A 17,798-nucleotide genomic window follows, 5' to 3' on the forward strand; every position below is an offset into this window, starting at 1 on the left:
ATGAAACAGTTTCTATGGTTAGGCTTTTTACTTGGAAGTACGGCTTTCACAAGCGCCGTATTGAGCAGCCCCGCCTATGCGGATGAACAAAAACCGTTGCTGCAAGCTGGCAAGAAAACACTTTATCAGCGGGTGTTAACTTATCCCGGTTGTGAACTTTCTGACAAAATTGCCACGAAAGGCAAAGAGCAGCCAGCCTTCAGCCGCTTCTATGTTTATCAGCGCCAAAACCAAGGTGCAACCGAGTGGTTGCATGTGGGGCCAGACCAATTCGGGAAAACCAGTGGCTGGATGAAAGCGGATTGTACTTCCGAGTGGAAAATGCAATTAACCCTCGCGATGACTAACCCCGCTGGGCGTAATCCAACTTTATTTTTAAAAGATAAAGCGACCCTTGAGGACATTTTGAATTCGGATAAACCGGATACAAAATACAATCCATTACTGGCCGATGTGACGAATAAAAAAGCCAATCCGGCGGTACTTGCCCGTGAACCGGATAACTTTGTCGATCAGAAAAAGAATTTCTATCTTCTGCCCGTCTTAGAATCCGATGAAGCCTTCACAGAAGCGGGCTACAAAGTCAGAATGCTGGAAGTGGCATCGGTCTCAACACCACCATCCCAAGCAGCATCAGCTCAAACATCGCCAGCCAATGCAGCATCTGCCGCTGACCAAGAGCAGATGATGCAGGGCTTCTCGGCCGCGGTTGTCTTTGTTATTGACTCGACTATTTCTATGGATCCATATATCGACCGTACCAAAGAAGCCATCGAAAAAGTGTATGCGCAGGTCGAAAAAGACCATCTGCTAGATAACGTTAAATTTGGTTTAGTGGCATTCCGTTCAAATATCAAAGCTGTCCCAGGCTTGGAATATGATGCGAAAATGTACGTAAACCCAAATGATGTGAAAGATGGGCCTGATTTCCTTGCAAAAGTGAAAGAGTTAAAACAAGCCAAAGTATCCAGTAGTCGATTTGATGAAGATTCCTATGCCGGTGTGATGATGGCGCTGGATAAAATTGATTGGACGCGGTTTGGGGCGCGCTATGTCATCCTGATTACGGATGCAGGGGCATTGCCTGCGGATGACCCGCTTTCCTCCACAAAATTAGATGCAGAACAAATTCGCCAAGAAGCCGCCTACCGCGGTGTGGCGCTCTACACATTGCATTTAAAAACTCCGTCAGGGAGCAAAAACCATGCTTCCGCACAGGCGCAATATGAAGCATTAACCTTGAACCCGTATATTCATAAATCCCTTTATTACCCGATTAACTCTGGTGATATTGCAAGTTTTGGGAAGATGGTCGACAGCCTTTCATCCGCAATAACCTCTCAAATTCAGATGGCTTATCGTGGTGAAAAAGGCATTGGCAGCGCCTTAAATGCCGATCCTAAGTATGGCAACGACAAAGAGACCAAACCGATGCTCTCTGATGCCCATGATCTTGGTTACGCCATGCGCCTTGCGTATTTAGGTGAAAAACAGGGCACCAAAGCGCCAAGTGTTTTCAAAGCGTGGATCAGCGACCGTGATGTGTTGAAGCAGAACGTACCCACCACTGAAGTCCAAGTGTTGCTGACCAAAAGCGAACTGAGCGACCTCAGCGAAGTGATGAAGAAGATTGTGAATGCAGCCAACGAAGGCATGATTTCGCCGGATAATATGTTTGAAAATCTGCGCTCTATTGCCGCCACCATGGGGAACGATCCTAAGCAAATCAAACAAGCATCCGGGACTAAACTCAGCGAAATGGGCTTACTGGGTGAGTATGTCGAAAATCTGCCGTATCTCAGTGAAGTTCTTGGTTTAGATGAAGAAACGTGGAAAAGCTGGGATGGGCTAGAGCAGGAGAAATTCATTCGTCGACTCAACAATAAACTTCAATATTATCAACGTTATAATGAAGATATTGACCGTTGGATCCCACTCGCACCGAATAGCGATCCTCGTGACTATGTTTACCCTGTGCCTTTGGAAAACCTTCCTTAATGTTGCACATTGAGCAGTTGTCACTCACACGAAATGACGGGGGACGTGATTTTCATGTCACCCTACCTTCTCTCGTGCTTGAGCCCGGTCAGGTATGCGCATTGACGGGATTAAGCGGCTGTGGAAAAAGCACATTGTTAGAAATTATTGGGTTGATTCTTCAACCTGATCAGCTCACCCATTACCAACTGACCTCAGAGCTCAATATTACCGAAGCCGTTCTGCATGATGATGCCAAGTTTTTGGCACAGTTGCGGGCAACGCATTTTGGTTTTGTATTGCAAAATGGTGGGCTTCTTCCTTATTTAACCGTACAACAAAATATTGTTTTGCCGAGAAAAATACTCTCCTTATCCACAAAATCTGACTGGCTAGATTTTGCAATTGATCACCTTCAATTACGCCATTTGCTCAATAATTATCCCCATCAGCTTTCTATCGGTGAGCGCCAGCGCGTGGCATTTGTCAGAGCCATCGCCCATCAACCGACTCTGTTACTTGCTGATGAGCCCACCGCGGCACTTGATCCGCTAAATGCGCAGTCCCTGTATTCATTAATTATTGAAATGGTGAAAAATTTAAACCTGAGCGCGCTGATTGTTAGCCATGACTGGACGCTGGTAGAGCAGTTTGGCTTTACCCAATATCATGCTGAAATAGAAGGGAATGGCAGTGTCTTTAGAAAAAAATAGTGCCATAAAAACAAAGTTTTCATTACTTAGCCGATTGGCATGGCAGGACTTACTCCATGACCGAAAGGTCGCCCTGTGCATTATTTTTTCATTAACATCAGTCATTGCCCCACTGTTACTGCTGTTCGGCTTAAAAAACGGCATTATCACGCAGCTTCATAATCAATTACTTAACGACCCAAGAAACTTAGAAGTACGCATGATTGGGAATGGAAACTACCCACCATCGTGGTTTGATGAGCTATCAAAACACCCTGATATCCAGTTTGTTATTCCTCAAACGCGCAGTTTAAATACCCAAGCTGATCTTGTTGCCGATAGCCAACATTTTGTCTCTAACGCTGAAATTATCCCCACCGCAAAAGGCGACCCGCTGCTCAGTGATGTGACGGCTCCTGTTGAAGCAAACACACTGGTGCTTTCCACCAGCGCCGCTGAAAAATTAGGCGCGAACAAAGGCGATACAGTGAATCTAGTGATCACTCGCAAACGAGATAACAACAGCGAGCGCGTAAAACAGTCCTTTCGCGTGGTCGATATTATTAGCGATGCCAAGTTTTCTCGTCCTGCCGCATTTGTGCCGTTATCCGTGCTGATTGCGATGGAAGATTACCGAGATGGCTACCAAGTTCCTCAGTTCAATATCACGGACGGCGAAAAGCCCAAAGTCAGAGAGAGCTTTGCAAAAGCCCGCATCTACGCCAGCAGTTTAGATGGAATAGCCCCTATCAATGACTGGTTTAATGAGCAACATATTGAAGTCACAACACAAAAAAGCCAGATTGATTCCGTTAAAGCCATCACCTACGTACTCAATATTATCTTTTCTGTGATCATGTGGATTTCGCTATTTGGCTGCATCGCGTCCCTGATTGGTGCATTTTTAGCAAACATCGATAGAAAACGTAAAGACATGGCCGTATTGCGGTTATTGGGCTTTCATCAGTTGGCCGTGACCTTCTATATCATCATTCAAGCCTTGCTCTTAACCAGCATCGCCTTCTTTATTGGCTTCTTGCTGTACCTTATCGGCAGCTATCTGTTCACTGGCTTATTGGGCGAACAATTACCTCAGAACGCCTTTGTGTGCCGACTTGAGCCAATCAACATCCTTATCGCTTTATTTACTGCGTTATTTATCGCGCTCTGCGTTGCAGGCATTGGGGCGTTACGTGCAGTGAAAATACAACCTGCGGAGAGCTTACGTGAAATCTAAAATAGCGTTAATCACACTGTCATTCGTTTTACTGCACAGCGGAATCACTTATGCCGCGCCGTGGGAAGAGAAATTCTTTAACCCGAAAGCGTTGCCGGATGACGTTATCTTGCCATTCCCTTGTGAGGGCAGCATGGTTTTTCGTAAAGTCGCTATCCCCGTGAATCAACCCTTGCAAGATTACAATATTACTTTAGGCCAAGAAGGGGACGATTGGGGCTATCTAGAACAGACTCGAACCGAGCATATTGCAGGAAGTTTTACAGAGAAAAATAAAGGCCGTTATTTCTTAATGGCGAAATACCCTGTCACCGATCTTCAATACGCTGCGCTAGAAAATACGCTGCAAGGGAAAGAGTGCCCTACTCCATCCAATAAATTGCGCTTACCGAAAGTCAATGTGAGCTGGTATGACGCAATGCAGTTTTCAGATAAATACAACCTATGGTTACGCGAGAAACACCCGAGCGCCCTGCCTGTTGAAGATGGTGCGAAAGGCTTTGCTCGTCTCCCGACGGAAACAGAATGGGAGTTCGCCGAAAGGGGTGGATTATCTGTTTCTGCATCCGACTTCCGTGACACCCGATTCCCTATGCCTGAAGGTATTCGTAACTATGTTTGGTCGGCAGGTGCTCAATCCGCCAATGGAGATTTACAGCTTACAGGCTTGCTACACCCTAACCCATTAGGGCTGCACGATATGCTAGGTAACGTCTCCGAGATGATGTTCGAACCGTTTAGACTCAATAAATTGGATCGCCAACATGGGCAAGCCGGTGGATTCATCGTGCGAGGCGGAAGCTATTTAACCCCAGAAAGTGATATCCGCAGTGCTTGGCGACAAGAAGAAGCCTATTACACCGATACAGGACCAACCAAGAATAAGTATACAGGTTTCCGCCTTGTCATCGTATCACCGACTTTAACCTCAAGAGATCGCATTAAAGAGATTGAAAAAGAGTGGCTTAAATTAGGTTCAGACTCATCCCCGGCTAACGGCCAACCACAGGTTAAAAGTAGCTCTATTAATAACCTAAGCGCCATCTCAGCAAAAGTGCAGGATGAAGCAATCAAACAGAAATTAACACAGTTAAAAGATGAGCTGAAAGCGAACGCTCAATTACGAGATGAGCAACGCGACCAGGCGATTAGAACCTCATTACAGTTGGGGGCATTTTTGTGTACCAAACTCAAAGATGATGGCGAGTTTTATGACCGCTTAGCGGATTTATATGAAAAAAATTGTGCAGCCAATGCTGCCGAAGGTACTTGCGAGAAACGGAAATCACAACTTGAAGAGCACAAAAAAGCCTTGGATTTTGTGGTGAATTACTACGCAGATACCTTAGTCGATATGGCCACAACCTACGATGCATCCTTAGTGAAGTCTCAAGTTAACGTTGTTAAACAAATGATGGAGGCCAGAGGAAAATCAAATTTACAAACCTACCTCTCGGCTTATGTTTCTAACTTAGATGGTTATTGGAAGAATGGAAAAGTTTCAAGAAATGAATGGCTTGATACATGTAAAAAACAACAATAGGAATTACGCTAAATGAATAAAAAATTAATAGGTACATTTTGTTTGATAGTCACAATGGTATTGACAGGGTGTCAAACAACTCGCTCAAAACCAGATGTTGACCCGCGTTTATCACAAAATGAAGACATTGAGTTTTTCAGTAAATCCGGAGTTACCGCTTGTATGGGTGGCGCGGCAGTTGGTGCGCTCGCCTGTTTAACCGCAAATAGTAATAACAGAACAGCGTGTATGATTGCGGCGGCAGTTGTTGGTTGCGGTATTGGTGTCGGTACGAACGCTTACCTTGATAACCAACGCAAAAAATACTCGAACAAAGAGCAACTGTTAAATGCCATGATTGCGGATATTCAGCAAGAAAACCAACGCCTAAAAAGCGCATCCAGCACCGCAAAATCGGTTATTGCTGATGACAAACGCGAACTGGCTAAAATCAACCAAGCCATTGCCCAAAAACGTTTAGACCAAAAAGCGGCGGAGAAAAAACTGAAAGGTATTGATGCCAACATTGCCTCTCTACAAAAATCTCTGACAGACATGAAAAAACGTCAAATAGAATGGAAAGAAATTTCTGAGAAAAGTACGGCACAAGGTATGAAAACTGCGCAGTTAGATACACAAATTGCGGAAATGAAAACGCAAGTAACGTCTTTAGAAAAAGAGTTAGATAGCCTGTATTCTCAGCGTACTGCTATTAAAATCAGCTAATTGAGGGCATATTTTGAAGCTATTACCGTTAATCACATTAGGTTCAGTATTGGTTCTTTCTGGTTGTGCGACCAACGTAGAAGATTGCGACCCCACAACTGGTGACGTCAATATTATTACCAAATTTAACTGCAAATACTCTGGCACTTACGATAAGAGGATTGAGTTAAAACAGGAAAAACTTGAACACGAGAAAGTGTTAAATAATGAGTTTAAAGCTGTTTTTGCGGCAATTGAAAATGAAAAACGCCAAGTCAATGCTGACTTAAAAAGCCAACAGAAAAGCCAGCAAGCGTTAAACAATTCAATCAATAACTTGTTAAATCAAGCAAGAGCCAAATCTAAAAACAGTAAGAGTATTCAAAATCAAATCTATTCTATTGACCAAAAAATGAAGGAAAATCAGAACGCTCCCGAACGTTCCGTAATGCAAAAACAACTCGAATTAGAGAGTTTAAAAAACCAAGTTTTAGATTTACAAAAAGATTTAGATTTGAAATAAGTGATAACACGTTAGACATTAGGGTGAGTGGTTTAACATGACCACCAGCCCTAATTATTCCTCAAATTAGTATCGACCGTAACATCGAATTCAAAATGCTCTCACACTTTATTTATTGAGTAATTTATATGCATCGAATGCTTATTGAATTCCTTCGTCACAAACTGTGCTATAAAGGCTTTGGCAAGTACTTTAATTTTTCCTCTATTTTTCCATGTCCATATATAACACCGAGGCTATACTGTACCGCAGCATTCTCTTGTTTTGAATTAGCATTCCAAAAAAACTTAATTAATACCCTAACCCGAGCTCACTCAGCCACTTAACACTGATACTAGCTGCAGTCTGGGATTGGTCATTATAGATCCTTTTTATAAATCAACATTATTACAAAAAATCTCAGATATATATTATCTCCTTGAATAGCTATCATTTTCTTTTATTTCAAGGAGTAATATGCATCAGAACGCTCACTTTAAAACCCTCCTATCGACTCTACCGACTTCATTCCAAACCTCTTTTTTCAACCAACTCAGTCACCTAATCAACTACTCTCCCATCATCGGTTTGATGGGTAAAACGGGAGCGGGAAAATCCAGTCTGATCAATGCACTGTTTCAATCGTCATTATCACCTGTGAGTGATGTTTCAGGCTGCACACGCCAAGCCCAACGCTTCAGCATGACGATGAACAACCATACTCTCACTTTTGTAGATTTACCCAGCGTGGGGGAAAGCCTTGAGCGGGATAAAGAGTACCACCAGCTCTATCGCAACTTATTACCGGAATTCGATTTAATCATTTGGGTACTCAAGGCCGATGACCGAGCATGGTCTTCTGATGAACAGTGCTATCGCTTTCTCACGCAGAAATGCGGTTACCAGCCTAATCAATTTCTATTTGTCTTGAACCAAGCCGATAAAATAGAGCCTTGTCGCCAGTGGGATGAATACAAGCATCAACCATCCTCAGAGCAGACCTATAACTTAAAATTAAAGCAACAAGCCGTCATAACCGCCTTTAAGCCACATCATCCTGTGATAACAGTTTCTGCGGTCGAAAACTATCAACTCACTGAATTAGCAGAGCAACTCATACAGGCGTTACCGGCGCAAGCCAGTAGCGGGGTAGCTAGGCAACTGAACACCCCTTACCGGACGCAATCCGTGGAGAACGCCGCACGTAACGATTTTGGGCAATGCGTCAGTGATATCGTCAATACTCTGATAGATATCCTTCCCCTGCCTGCATTAATAAAAGGAACGATGAATACAGTCAAAAATAGCATCGTATCCGTTGCTAAATCCCTGTGGAGCATATTCTTTTAGCTTCTTACATTAATACAACATTGATGACATCAAGCGCCAGTCCTTAACGGGATTGACGCTTTTTTATTTCTTTTTCTTGGAGTATCAACTGATGAATAATACAACTGAATCCGCTATTGCAATGACACTCGTCCCCAATGAACAACGCCTGGATTTTTGGATCAACCACTTCGGAAGCGTGAAAGGCTGGAGCACCTTTGAAGTGGTCATCTTTACCACTATGGGGCAGTTTTGTGATAACTATCAGGGTGGATATTGGGAATATTGCACCTTATCCAATGGTGGCGCTTTTATTTATCCCGATTTACCTCAAGAGACACTGACGCTGTTCAACCCACATAACGACAATGAAGCCAACGTCGGCATTGCCGTGTGTTTGATGATGTACAGCTTATGGTCATTTCAAACGGAAAGTGACATCCTCGTCGATCGCTTTTATCAATTGCGTGATTATGCGGCGCAACACCCAGAACGTTCCGCCATTTTCAATCTAATCGATTAACCACGTCCTTATTTACGCTTTCGTATTATCTGATTCATTATAAAAGCATCATCAGACTAACCCATTAATTAACTTACATTTATTTTTATATCTATATTATTTTAGTGAATCAATCATCAGAATGAGTCACTAAAAATGATACTCAATATACCTATCATTTCGAGAAAGCTCTGCACCGCAAGGTGTAGGGCTTTTTTGCTTATTACTGTCTATCAATATCGACTGAATTGGAGTTCTATTATGTTTACTTTACAAGAGCAAGAATCAACGGTTATCAAAACCAACCTCGTCAATTCCCGTGGTCGTAGTACCTTCTGGCGTTTTTACTTTAGTACTGTGCCAGACTGGCAACGTATTGAAGGCGATATCTTTAATCTGATGGATAAGATGTGTGAGGTCTATCAAGGTGCTTTCTGGGAGTTCAGTATGCTGTCTAATGGCGGCGCATTTATCTGGCCTGATATGCTCGAAACCTCCCTGCAAATGTTTAACCCGCATAACGGAAATGAAGCTGAGTTAAGCCCTGAAGCAGCCGGTATTGCTGTCTGTTTACTGGTGTATAGCATCTGGTCATTTAAAACCGAAAGCCCTGTGCTGGTGGAATATTTTTATCTGTTGCGTGATTACGCTATACAGCATCCGGAGCAAGCTCAAATCTTTCGCCTTATAGACTGATTTATCAGTCACGGTTTTATCTTTCCCCCACCAGCAATCTTTAATTTAATCCATTTATCGAATGATTTATCAGTTTAATTATTGAGGAGAACCCATATGTCTCGTTTAGCTTCCCGTTTTGGCAATGCTTGCTCTATTCGTCGTGACCGCCCGCTAACCATTGAAGAATTATTCCGCACAGTACCTAGCGTATTTTCAGAAGAAAAACACGAATCCAGAAGTGAACGATATACCTATATCCCAACTATTACCTTATTGGATAGTCTTCAAAAAGAAGGCTTCTATCCGTTCTTTGCTTGCCAGACTCGTGTACGTGATGCTAGTCGCCGAGAGCACACCAAGCATATGTTAAGACTTCGACGCCATGATCAAATTACAGGAAATCAAGTGCCTGAAATCATCTTACTCAATAGCCATGATGGCTCAAGTAGCTATCAAATGTTACCCGGCTTCTTTAGAGCCATTTGCTGTAATGGCCTCGTTTGCGGTGACACGTTTGGTGAAGTGAGAGTACCGCACAAGGGCGATGTGGTGAATAAAGTCATTGAAGGGGCTTATGAAGTGTTAGATACGTTTGATGCTATCGCTGAAAAACGTGAGCAAATGCAGTCCTTACTATTACCGCCACCAGCACAACAGATCTTCGCCCAAGCCGCTCTCATGTATCGTTATGGCGAAGAACATCAACCGATCACTGAAGCCCAAGTGTTACAACCTCGCCGCTTTGAAGATAAAAAAGACGATCTTTGGACAGTGTACCAACGTTTGCAGGAAAATTTAATCAAGGGAGGATTATCAGGCAGGAATGCCAAAGGTAAACGCGCTCGCACGCGTTCAGTGAATGGAATTGATGGGGATATTAAGCTCAATAAAGCGTTGTGGGTACTGACAGAACAAATGCATGCTCATTTTGCTGGACGCGAACAACTATAGCTACAGTAAACATTAAATAATCGAATCTTACGGTGAACGCGATGAAACTATCAGAACGTCAACTAAAAACCTTGGGTAATGTGAAACTCAATTATGGCTCACTCAGCAACAAAAGGACGCTCAACTCGCTGGAGAAAAAAGGCTTAATCCACTGGCATACATCAAACCATTGGGTCTTAACGGAGTTCGGTTTTCATATCGATAACATGAGGAAACGGCGTTGCTTATAAAGCGTTAGCGCTAACATAAAGACTTATCCCGTATTTTGGTGCTTGATAATATCGAGCATACCAACCTATTTAATAAAGGAGAGCATTCTTTAAACATCATTTTATTCCTGTCCATTTTGACTCACTCTCTCATCAACTCTTTTTCTTATTTAAGCACCGAAACAACAGTTGATCGATTACGCCGATCGATAACCGTTTATTGATAGTTACGATCGATATAACCGATCGTATTTTAATTATTAATAGGTAAAACAGATCAATTAAGTTAAACTGTCTCACGCTAAATTATCTTTATGTCAGTGATATTAAGGTGATTGAGTCAAATCTTTCATGCCTTCCACTGACATAACGCGATTCAACCATACTTAATGTGATATTGATTAAAAGGAAATCAATCATGAAAAAAGCGTTTATTGTTCCCGCCCTAATGGGGTGCATTTCATTACCAGCATTCGCTAACACGGATGACAGTAAAACGGGGCTTTATGTCACGGGTAAAATGGGCGCATCCATTGTGCAAATGTCTGGCCAGCAGTTTGTCTACAGCGGCTATGCTGATGCCGGTGATAATGGTACAAAAAATGGAGATAGCCATCGTACTGGCGTATTTGGTGGTGGACTTGCGTTAGGTTATGACTTTTCCAATCAGTTTGATATCCCTGTTCGCGCTGAATTGGAGTTTATGGCGCGTGATAAAGCGAATTCAACCTACAATATCCGCGACCGTGTGCGTAATGGCGTACATCAAACTCGTGATATTAAAAACCAAATCAAACTCAATACGTTAATGGTCAATGGGTACTACGACATTAAAAATAGCTCAAATTTCACGCCGTATATCTCTGTCGGGCTAGGCTATGCGGCCGTGGATTTTAAAACCACCCGTGCTGATGCTTATACCCCAGGACTCTCTCTGCATGATACTCACACGCATACCGCCAATAACTTTGCCTGGAGTGTCGGTGCGGGGGTGAACTATGCCATCAATGACGATTGGGATATGGGGCTGAGTTATCGCTATTTAGATGCCGGAAAAGCCGACATCACGACAGCGGTAGGTGATGGGGAAAATACGTCAAAAATCAAAGTGAAGGCCAACGATATCATGCTTGGTTTGACTTACCGTTTTTAATCTCTGTCATTCAGCCTTAAAGATTACCCTCAACTTACCTAGCCAACATGCCTTTTTGATGTTGGCTATTTTATTGATTAAACAAAAAAACAACCGCGGTTAAATTTTAACCACAAAAAAATTGTAATAAAAAGAGGTAAAAATGAATTCAATTAATCATATTCGTTTAGGTGTTGAACGAATTTTTTTCATCATTAGCTTAGTGCTAGTATTCGGTTTTACAGTCATCATCGCCAATCACTATAAGGTCCACATTGGGGATATTTGAATGTGTGAAGTATTGATGTAACTATTGTAATAGGTGAGTATTATTTTATTCACCTCTCCTTTAATCACTACATTTAGCTCAATCATTAAATCGAAAATTTACTTATTTGAATAAGATTAAGCTAGAAGTCTAAATCTGTAGTTATCTGACCCAAAACCTTACCTGACCCATTACCTGACCCAAAATCAGCTAAAAACAAAAAGGAGTTAGATGATTAACATCTAACTCCTTGATAAATTTGGTGGCCCCTGCTGGACTTGAACCAGCGACCAATCGATTATGAGTCGACTGCTCTAACCAACTGAGCTAAGGGGCCGAAGTGGGAGGGATTATACTTGCAGTTTTATCTTAGGTCTAGTATTTCGAAACTGTATGGTGAAATTGTGTGCAAAGCAGTTACCACACCTATAATTTAAAGCCATCACATAATGAAAAACTATTATTTTAGGTTTCAATTTGCAACTTAATACACCTTCCGTCCTTGATGAGATACCTAACAGACATACAAGTGATACTTGATACTACCTTAGTTTAAATTATCAACATAAATAATAACATAAAGGAAACCTTTTTTATTAAACATCCTTTATTGAATTATTTGATACAGAACAACAATCTTATCATTTAGATCTCACAATATGGGGTATAAATAATTCGCATATAGGACAACAATGATGAAAAAAGTACGTGCAGTTCAATATGGTTGCGGAAAAATGGGTAAATTTTTGATCCGTTACTTGCAAGAGCATGGCGCTGAAGTTGTAGCGGCTTTTGATATCAATGACGCTGTTATAGGCAAAGATATAGGCGAAATAGCAGGAACCACACCAACCGGCGTCAAAGTTCAGCCGCTTCATGAAGCAGATAAAACCCTTGAAGCATTAAAACCGGATGTTGGGATCATTGCCACACTGAGTACCATGGCAGATTTAGAAGACGCATTTTCTTTGTTTGCACGCCATGGCGTTAATGCCATTTCAACAGGGGAAGAAGCCCTTTATCCGTGGAATTCATCACCTAAAATTACCCAAAAACTTGATGCATTAGCAAAAGAAAATAACTGTACCTTAGCAGGTAGTGGCTACCCAGATATGTATTGGGGTGTGTTAATCGACACCTTAGCAGGCTCAATGCATAAACTGGTGAAAATCAAAGGTTCTAGCTGCTATAACGTTGAAGATTATGGTATTGCTTTAGCCATCGGTCATGGTGCAGGCTTAACTGTTGATGAATTCGATAAGCAAATTGGTAACTATAATGACTTACCCTATGATGTGATTTCACAAAAAATTGAAAGCGGTGAATATGCACCACCGTATATGTGGACACAAAATGGTTGGCTCTGTAGCCGTCTTGGACTCACCATCACGAGCCAAACTCAGCGCTGTGTACCACAGATTGCCCAACAAGATATCTATTCAGATACCTTAAAAATGACCGTAAAAAAAGGTGATGTACTTGGCTTGTCCGCAGTCGTGATCACCGAAACTGCTGAAGGTGTTACCCTTGAAACAGAGTGTATTGGGAAGATTTTGACCGCTGATGAATGTGATAAAAACAGTTGGCAGTTGATTGGTGAGCCAGATACCAGTATTGAGGTCAACAACCCTGCGACAGTAGAGTTAACCTGTGCAAACTTAGTAAATCGTATTCCCGCTCTCATTGATAGCCCAGCAGGCTATATCACGACAGAAAAAATGCCCAATAACGTCTATATGACGAAACCAATGCATGAGTATCTATAATTCAACTTTAGCCCACCTGTTGGTGGGCTACTTACCATTACGTTAACGCGGCTTCACCATTTGCCATTCTAAATGGTGTTTTATCGCAGGCCATTCTGATTCTATAATGCTGTAAACACAGCTATCACGTAGTTCACCTGTTTTAGTTTTCATATGGTTGCGAAGAATACCATCAAGCTTTGCCCCCAACCGTTCAATAGCACGGCGGCTTTGACTATTTAAGAAATGAGTCCGAAATTCCACTGCAACACAGTTTAATTCGTCAAACGCATGTTTTAACAACATATATTTAGCTTCTGTATTCAATATGGTGCGCTGTACTTCTGCGCCATACCAAGTTGCCCCAATTTCAACACGGCGCACTGCATTATCCACACGGTTATATGACGTGATGCCTACAGGTTTATTTGTTCGCTTATCGATAACCACAAAAGGTAAACATTCCTTTTTTTGCCAACGTTCAAGGCGGCTTTCAACATCTTGAGTAAAATGCTCAGGTTCAGGGACTAGGGCATACCACAATTTATGCAGCCCATCTCGCCGAATAGTTTCTGCAAGTTCGGTGTCATATTGGTGAGATAAAGGCTCAAGGCGAACATATTCACCTTCTAAAGTGATTGCTTGGCAAATCTCTTTCATGGTCAGTTCCTGTTCGAAGAAATAATCATTTTGCGGGAATATAAATTTGAATGTTATTGATAATTTATTTATATGACGAAATAATAAAATCCTGCGATATATTTAGATTAACTCCACATTTTTCATTAAAAGTCATGATAAAAATCACAAAAAATTAACATCATTACCAATTTATAAACGTGTTACGCTACAGTTAACTCATCTGACCTGTTAATTAAATCCCGAATGGGAGTTCGATGATGAGCAATTTTCCACACCTTTTTACCCCTCTCGATTTGGGGCACACGGTCTTAAAAAATCGAATATTGATGGGCTCTATGCATACAGGGCTTGAAGAACACCCGCAAGGAAGTGAACGACTTGCACATTTTTATCGTTTACGCGCTGAAAATGGGGTCAGTCTCATCATTACAGGGGGAATAGCACCTAACCCTGAAGGGGCACTTACCGCACATGGTGCCGTCTTAAATGAAGAAAAACAGCTGCCTTTTCATCGGCAAATTACTGATGCCGTTCATCAAGCTGATGGCAAAATTGCCCTACAAATTTTACATGCTGGCCGTTATGGTTTGCACCCTGCCTTAGTTGCGCCTAGCGCTATTCAAGCTGAAATTATCCCTTTTATGCCTAAAGCGCTGTCTAATGATGACGTGCAAAAAACCATTGCAGATTTTGTAACTACGGCTAAGTTAGCTCAACAAGCCGGATATGACGGTGTTGAAATCATGGGTTCTGAAGGCTATTTGATTAATCAGTTTATTACTAAAAGGACAAATCATAGAACTGATGAATGGGGAGGCAGTTACGCTAACCGTATTCGTTTTGCAATTGAAATTGTTCGTCAGATCCGTGAAGCCGTCGGCACAAATTTCATTATCATTTATCGACTGTCTATGTTGGATCTCGTTGAAGATGGCTCGACATGGGATGAAGTTGAGCAACTGGCAAAACAGGTTGAAGTTGCCGGTGCAACCATGATCAATACAGGTATTGGCTGGCACGAAGCTCGTATCCCCACCATTGCCACTCAAGTACCTCGCAGTGCTTTTAGTTGGGTAACCCAAAAGCTCATGGGTAAGGTAAATATCCCACTAATAACCACTAACCGAATCAATGACCCCTTTGTTGCAGAACAAATCCTCGCAAATCAACAAGCTGATATGGTTTCCATGGCTCGCCCATTCCTTGCCGATGAATCTTTTGTTCGCAAAACTGAGGAAAATCGAGCTGATGAAATTAATACCTGTATAGGTTGTAACCAAGCTTGCCTCGATCTGATTTTTAGTGGCAAGCTGGCCAGTTGTTTAGTCAATCCAAGAGCCGTTAGGGAGTTCGACTATCCAAACGAAAAAGCCGCAATTAGCAAATCTGTCGCTATTGTCGGTGCAGGTCCCGCGGGGCTTTCCTGTGCGATTTACGCCGCTAAACGTGGGCATCGCGTCACTTTATTTGAAAAATCTAATCATATTGGTGGCCAATTTAATCTTGCGAAAAAAATCCCAGGTAAAGAAGAGTTTCATGAAACCATCCGCTATTTTAGTCGCCAATTACAATTATTGAATATTGATGTTCGCCTTGAACAACAGGCCAACGTTTCCAATTTATCAGGCTTTGATGAAGTCATTATTGCAACGGGAGTGACCCCACGAAAGATCCAGATTGAAGGTGTCGATCACCATAAAGTGATTTCTTATCTTGATGTAATCACCAAACAATGCACTGTGGGTAAAAGTGCGGCTATTATAGGTGCTGGAGGCATTGGTTTTGACGTTGCAGAGCTATTAACCCAAGAAGGAAAAAGTAGTAGCTTAGATACGACTCTATTTAATAAAGAGTGGAATATTGATACCACTGTTCGTGCCAAAGGGGGCATCAACCCACCAGAAAAAACAACGGTTCACTCAGCTCGCCATCTTTATTTACTTCAACGTAAAAATAGTAAAGTTGGGGCTGGACTTGGGAAAACAACAGGATGGGTTCATCGTCTCTCATTGATGAAACGTGGTGTCCAAATGCTAAATGGGGTTGAGTACATGCGAGTTGATGATGAAGGCCTGCATATCCGTTATCAAGATAAAATCCAGTGTTTACCCGTTGATAATGTGATCCTATGTGCAGGGCAAGAGCCTTATCGCCCGTTAAAAAACCAATTAGCAGAACGTGGTATTAACGCCTATGTTATTGGAGGCGCGGATGTTGCTGCTGAACTTGATGCACGTAGAGCTATCGAACAAGGTATGAAGATCGCCTATCAACTTTAATCAGATAACCGCTTAGATAAGGGCCGAGATGATTGATATCACCTCGGCCCTATTGTATTAAACAAATAGCGGATTAATCATTATGGGATAATTGTGTTTCTGCGTTCGCTAACTTATCATCTTCAGATAAACACACTGCCGCAGTGAACAATACGTCAGTTGATGAATTCAACGCAGTTTCTGCTGAATCTTGCAGTACCCCAATCATGACACCCACAGCAACAACCTGCATGGCAATTTCATTCGAAATACCAAACATATTACAAGCTAGTGGGATCAATAATAATGACCCACCTGCAACCCCTGATGCACCACATGCGCACACCGCAGCCACCACACTTAATAATAACGCCGTTGGGATATCAACAGGGATACCTAATGTATGTACCGCAGCTAACGTTAGAACGGTGATTGTCACCGCAGCACCCGCCATATTAATGGTTGCGCCTAACGGAATCGATACCGAGTAAGTATCTTCATGCAGATTCATACGGCGACACATTGCCATATTCACAGGAATGTTCGCAGCAGAACTACGGGTAAAGAATGCAGTAACACCACTTTCACGCAGGCAAGCTAATACCAAAGGGAATGGGTTACGTCTAATTTTCCAGTATACAATCAAAGGGTTAACAATAAAGGCGACAATCAACATGCAGCCAATTAATACAGCTAGCACATGGATATAGCCTTTTAAGGTATCAAAACCGGTCGTCGCGATAGTGGCGGAAACCAGACCAAAAATCCCTAATGGCGCTAAGCGGATCACCACACGCACTAATTGCGTCACAGCATTAGATAAGTCATGAACCACATTTTTAGTTGTTTCATTTGCGTGGCGTAATGCAATACCAAGACCAATAGACCATGCTAAAATACCGATATAGTTGCCTTTGATTAAGGCATCAACAGGGTTAGCAAAGATATTAATCAACAAGCCTTTTAAAACTTCAGCAATATTACCCGGCGGGTTCAGTTGAGAATCCCCCACCGCTAAAACTAAGTTTGATGGGAACAGGAAAGAGCCGATAACCGCAACAAGCGCTGCAAAAAAAGTTCCTAAAATATACAAGACCAAAATTGGCTTGATACTGGTTTTTTGCCCTTTGCGGTGATTAGCAATTGATGACATGACTAGCACCCATACTAATACTGGCGCCACTGCTTTTAGTGCACTAACAAATAGATCACCAAACAATCCGACGTTTTTTGCGGCTGAAGGCCATAGCCATGCCAGTAAAATACCCGCAACTAGACCAACTAATATCTGCTTAACTAGACTACCTTGGCTAATGACTCGCCATAACCCTGTTTTATTTTTATCCATGATAGACCTATATTATTTATATTTATTAGGAATTAAATGTGTTTGCACAGCAAGTATAAGGAATAATAGTTGCCTGAAAAGGCAATTATTCAAAATATACA

At 42.1% G+C, this 17,798-nt stretch carries 17 protein-coding genes and 1 tRNA gene; 15 read left to right on the forward strand and 3 right to left on the reverse strand.

Features of this window, described 5'->3' with window-relative positions:
• The 13 genes from ACLPIE_RS00205 to ACLPIE_RS00265 all read left to right on the forward strand — a co-directional run bounded on the left by ACLPIE_RS00205 (position 1) and on the right by ACLPIE_RS00265 (position 11,725).
• On the forward strand, positions 1 to 1,998 hold the full coding sequence (locus tag ACLPIE_RS00205) for a vWA domain-containing protein (protein ID WP_136134719.1): 1,998 nt from the start codon (positions 1 to 3) through the stop codon (positions 1,996 to 1,998).
• Positions 1,998 to 2,690: an ABC transporter ATP-binding protein gene (locus ACLPIE_RS00210; protein WP_136134718.1), complete on the forward strand. Its 693-nt coding sequence runs from the start codon at positions 1,998 to 2,000 to the stop codon at positions 2,688 to 2,690. The genes ACLPIE_RS00205 and ACLPIE_RS00210 overlap by 1 nt, the downstream gene beginning before the upstream one ends.
• Positions 2,665 to 3,906 carry an ABC transporter permease gene (locus tag ACLPIE_RS00215; RefSeq protein ID WP_136134717.1) on the forward strand — a complete coding sequence of 414 codons (1,242 nt, stop codon included), beginning with the start codon at positions 2,665 to 2,667 and terminating at the stop codon, positions 3,904 to 3,906. Before ACLPIE_RS00210 ends, ACLPIE_RS00215 begins: the two co-directional genes overlap by 26 nt.
• Complete coding sequence (locus ACLPIE_RS00220) at positions 3,896 to 5,449, forward strand: formylglycine-generating enzyme family protein (protein ID WP_136134716.1); 1,554 nt, start codon at positions 3,896 to 3,898, stop codon at positions 5,447 to 5,449. Before ACLPIE_RS00215 ends, ACLPIE_RS00220 begins: the two co-directional genes overlap by 11 nt.
• A 12-nt stretch (positions 5,450 to 5,461) precedes the next feature.
• Complete coding sequence (locus ACLPIE_RS00225) at positions 5,462 to 6,154, forward strand: coiled-coil domain-containing protein (protein ID WP_136134715.1); 693 nt, start codon at positions 5,462 to 5,464, stop codon at positions 6,152 to 6,154.
• A gap of 13 nt (positions 6,155 to 6,167) precedes the next feature.
• Positions 6,168 to 6,656 carry a hypothetical protein gene (locus ACLPIE_RS00230; RefSeq protein ID WP_226617111.1) on the forward strand — a complete coding sequence of 163 codons (489 nt, stop codon included), beginning with the start codon at positions 6,168 to 6,170 and terminating at the stop codon, positions 6,654 to 6,656.
• A 456-nt stretch (positions 6,657 to 7,112) separates the two neighbouring features.
• Positions 7,113 to 7,985 (forward strand): GTPase family protein, encoded by an 873-nt coding sequence (locus tag ACLPIE_RS00235; protein WP_430258610.1) that lies wholly within the window; start codon positions 7,113 to 7,115, stop codon positions 7,983 to 7,985.
• A gap of 91 nt (positions 7,986 to 8,076) precedes the next feature.
• Positions 8,077 to 8,487: an antirestriction protein gene (locus tag ACLPIE_RS00240; protein WP_430258612.1), complete on the forward strand. Its 411-nt coding sequence runs from the start codon at positions 8,077 to 8,079 to the stop codon at positions 8,485 to 8,487.
• A gap of 240 nt (positions 8,488 to 8,727) precedes the next feature.
• On the forward strand, positions 8,728 to 9,162 hold the full coding sequence (locus ACLPIE_RS00245; protein ID WP_164527732.1) for an antirestriction protein: 435 nt from the start codon (positions 8,728 to 8,730) through the stop codon (positions 9,160 to 9,162).
• 96 nt (positions 9,163 to 9,258) lie between these two features.
• Complete coding sequence (locus tag ACLPIE_RS00250) at positions 9,259 to 10,095, forward strand: DUF932 domain-containing protein (protein WP_076914184.1); 837 nt, start codon at positions 9,259 to 9,261, stop codon at positions 10,093 to 10,095.
• 41 nt (positions 10,096 to 10,136) lie between these two features.
• Entirely contained in the window at positions 10,137 to 10,325 is a 189-nt protein-coding gene (locus ACLPIE_RS00255) for a hypothetical protein (protein WP_072063288.1), read from the forward strand.
• A 397-nt stretch (positions 10,326 to 10,722) separates the two neighbouring features.
• Positions 10,723 to 11,457 carry an outer membrane protein gene (locus tag ACLPIE_RS00260; protein WP_144140893.1) on the forward strand — a complete coding sequence of 245 codons (735 nt, stop codon included), beginning with the start codon at positions 10,723 to 10,725 and terminating at the stop codon, positions 11,455 to 11,457.
• Positions 11,458 to 11,599: 142 nt separating this feature from the next.
• Positions 11,600 to 11,725 (forward strand): hypothetical protein, encoded by a 126-nt coding sequence (locus ACLPIE_RS00265; protein ID WP_255456454.1) that lies wholly within the window; start codon positions 11,600 to 11,602, stop codon positions 11,723 to 11,725.
• Between the two features lie 239 nt (positions 11,726 to 11,964).
• On the opposite strand, the gene ACLPIE_RS00270 is transcribed toward ACLPIE_RS00265, so the two are convergent.
• Positions 11,965 to 12,041: transfer RNA gene (locus ACLPIE_RS00270), tRNA-Ile, on the reverse strand.
• A gap of 355 nt (positions 12,042 to 12,396) precedes the next feature.
• Here ACLPIE_RS00270 and ACLPIE_RS00275 point away from each other — a divergent pair.
• Positions 12,397 to 13,470: an NAD(P)H-dependent amine dehydrogenase family protein gene (locus tag ACLPIE_RS00275; protein WP_430258615.1), complete on the forward strand. Its 1,074-nt coding sequence runs from the start codon at positions 12,397 to 12,399 to the stop codon at positions 13,468 to 13,470.
• 42 nt (positions 13,471 to 13,512) lie between these two features.
• On the opposite strand, the gene ACLPIE_RS00280 is transcribed toward ACLPIE_RS00275, so the two are convergent.
• On the reverse strand, positions 13,513 to 14,109 hold the full coding sequence (locus ACLPIE_RS00280) for a GNAT family N-acetyltransferase (RefSeq protein WP_430258617.1): 597 nt from the start codon (positions 14,107 to 14,109) through the stop codon (positions 13,513 to 13,515).
• Positions 14,110 to 14,348: 239 nt separating this feature from the next.
• Here ACLPIE_RS00280 and ACLPIE_RS00285 point away from each other — a divergent pair, with 239 nt between their 5' ends.
• Positions 14,349 to 16,370: a 2,4-dienoyl-CoA reductase FMN-binding domain-containing protein gene (locus ACLPIE_RS00285; RefSeq protein ID WP_430258939.1), complete on the forward strand. Its 2,022-nt coding sequence runs from the start codon at positions 14,349 to 14,351 to the stop codon at positions 16,368 to 16,370.
• A 73-nt stretch (positions 16,371 to 16,443) separates the two neighbouring features.
• On the opposite strand, the gene sstT is transcribed toward ACLPIE_RS00285, so the two are convergent.
• Positions 16,444 to 17,697 carry a serine/threonine transporter SstT gene (sstT, locus tag ACLPIE_RS00290; RefSeq protein ID WP_430258619.1) on the reverse strand — a complete coding sequence of 418 codons (1,254 nt, stop codon included), beginning with the start codon at positions 17,695 to 17,697 and terminating at the stop codon, positions 16,444 to 16,446.
• Positions 17,698 to 17,798: the final 101 nt, after the last annotated feature.

The organism is Providencia sp. Me31A (assembly GCF_050487165.1).
Classification (GTDB): domain Bacteria; phylum Pseudomonadota; class Gammaproteobacteria; order Enterobacterales; family Enterobacteriaceae; genus Providencia.

What these genes read in the sequence shown, in the direction of transcription:
- ACLPIE_RS00240 (WP_430258612.1), top strand. Translation starts at nt 8,077, where the DNA reads ATGAATAATACAACTGAATCCGCTATTGCAATGACACTCGTCCCCAAT.
- ACLPIE_RS00285 (WP_430258939.1), top strand. Translation starts at nt 14,349, where the DNA reads ATGAGCAATTTTCCACACCTTTTTACCCCTCTCGATTTGGGGCACACG.
- sstT (WP_430258619.1), bottom strand. Translation starts at nt 17,697, where the DNA reads ATGGATAAAAATAAAACAGGGTTATGGCGAGTCATTAGCCAAGGTAGT.
- ACLPIE_RS00260 (WP_144140893.1), top strand. Translation starts at nt 10,723, where the DNA reads ATGAAAAAAGCGTTTATTGTTCCCGCCCTAATGGGGTGCATTTCATTA.
- ACLPIE_RS00210 (WP_136134718.1), top strand. Translation starts at nt 1,998, where the DNA reads ATGTTGCACATTGAGCAGTTGTCACTCACACGAAATGACGGGGGACGT.
- ACLPIE_RS00205 (WP_136134719.1), top strand. Translation starts at nt 1, where the DNA reads ATGAAACAGTTTCTATGGTTAGGCTTTTTACTTGGAAGTACGGCTTTC.
- ACLPIE_RS00265 (WP_255456454.1), top strand. Translation starts at nt 11,600, where the DNA reads ATGAATTCAATTAATCATATTCGTTTAGGTGTTGAACGAATTTTTTTC.
- ACLPIE_RS00250 (WP_076914184.1), top strand. Translation starts at nt 9,259, where the DNA reads ATGTCTCGTTTAGCTTCCCGTTTTGGCAATGCTTGCTCTATTCGTCGT.
- ACLPIE_RS00255 (WP_072063288.1), top strand. Translation starts at nt 10,137, where the DNA reads ATGAAACTATCAGAACGTCAACTAAAAACCTTGGGTAATGTGAAACTC.
- ACLPIE_RS00275 (WP_430258615.1), top strand. Translation starts at nt 12,397, where the DNA reads ATGATGAAAAAAGTACGTGCAGTTCAATATGGTTGCGGAAAAATGGGT.
- ACLPIE_RS00225 (WP_136134715.1), top strand. Translation starts at nt 5,462, where the DNA reads ATGAATAAAAAATTAATAGGTACATTTTGTTTGATAGTCACAATGGTA.
- ACLPIE_RS00215 (WP_136134717.1), top strand. Translation starts at nt 2,665, where the DNA reads ATGGCAGTGTCTTTAGAAAAAAATAGTGCCATAAAAACAAAGTTTTCA.
- ACLPIE_RS00235 (WP_430258610.1), top strand. Translation starts at nt 7,113, where the DNA reads ATGCATCAGAACGCTCACTTTAAAACCCTCCTATCGACTCTACCGACT.
- ACLPIE_RS00245 (WP_164527732.1), top strand. Translation starts at nt 8,728, where the DNA reads ATGTTTACTTTACAAGAGCAAGAATCAACGGTTATCAAAACCAACCTC.
- ACLPIE_RS00280 (WP_430258617.1), bottom strand. Translation starts at nt 14,109, where the DNA reads ATGAAAGAGATTTGCCAAGCAATCACTTTAGAAGGTGAATATGTTCGC.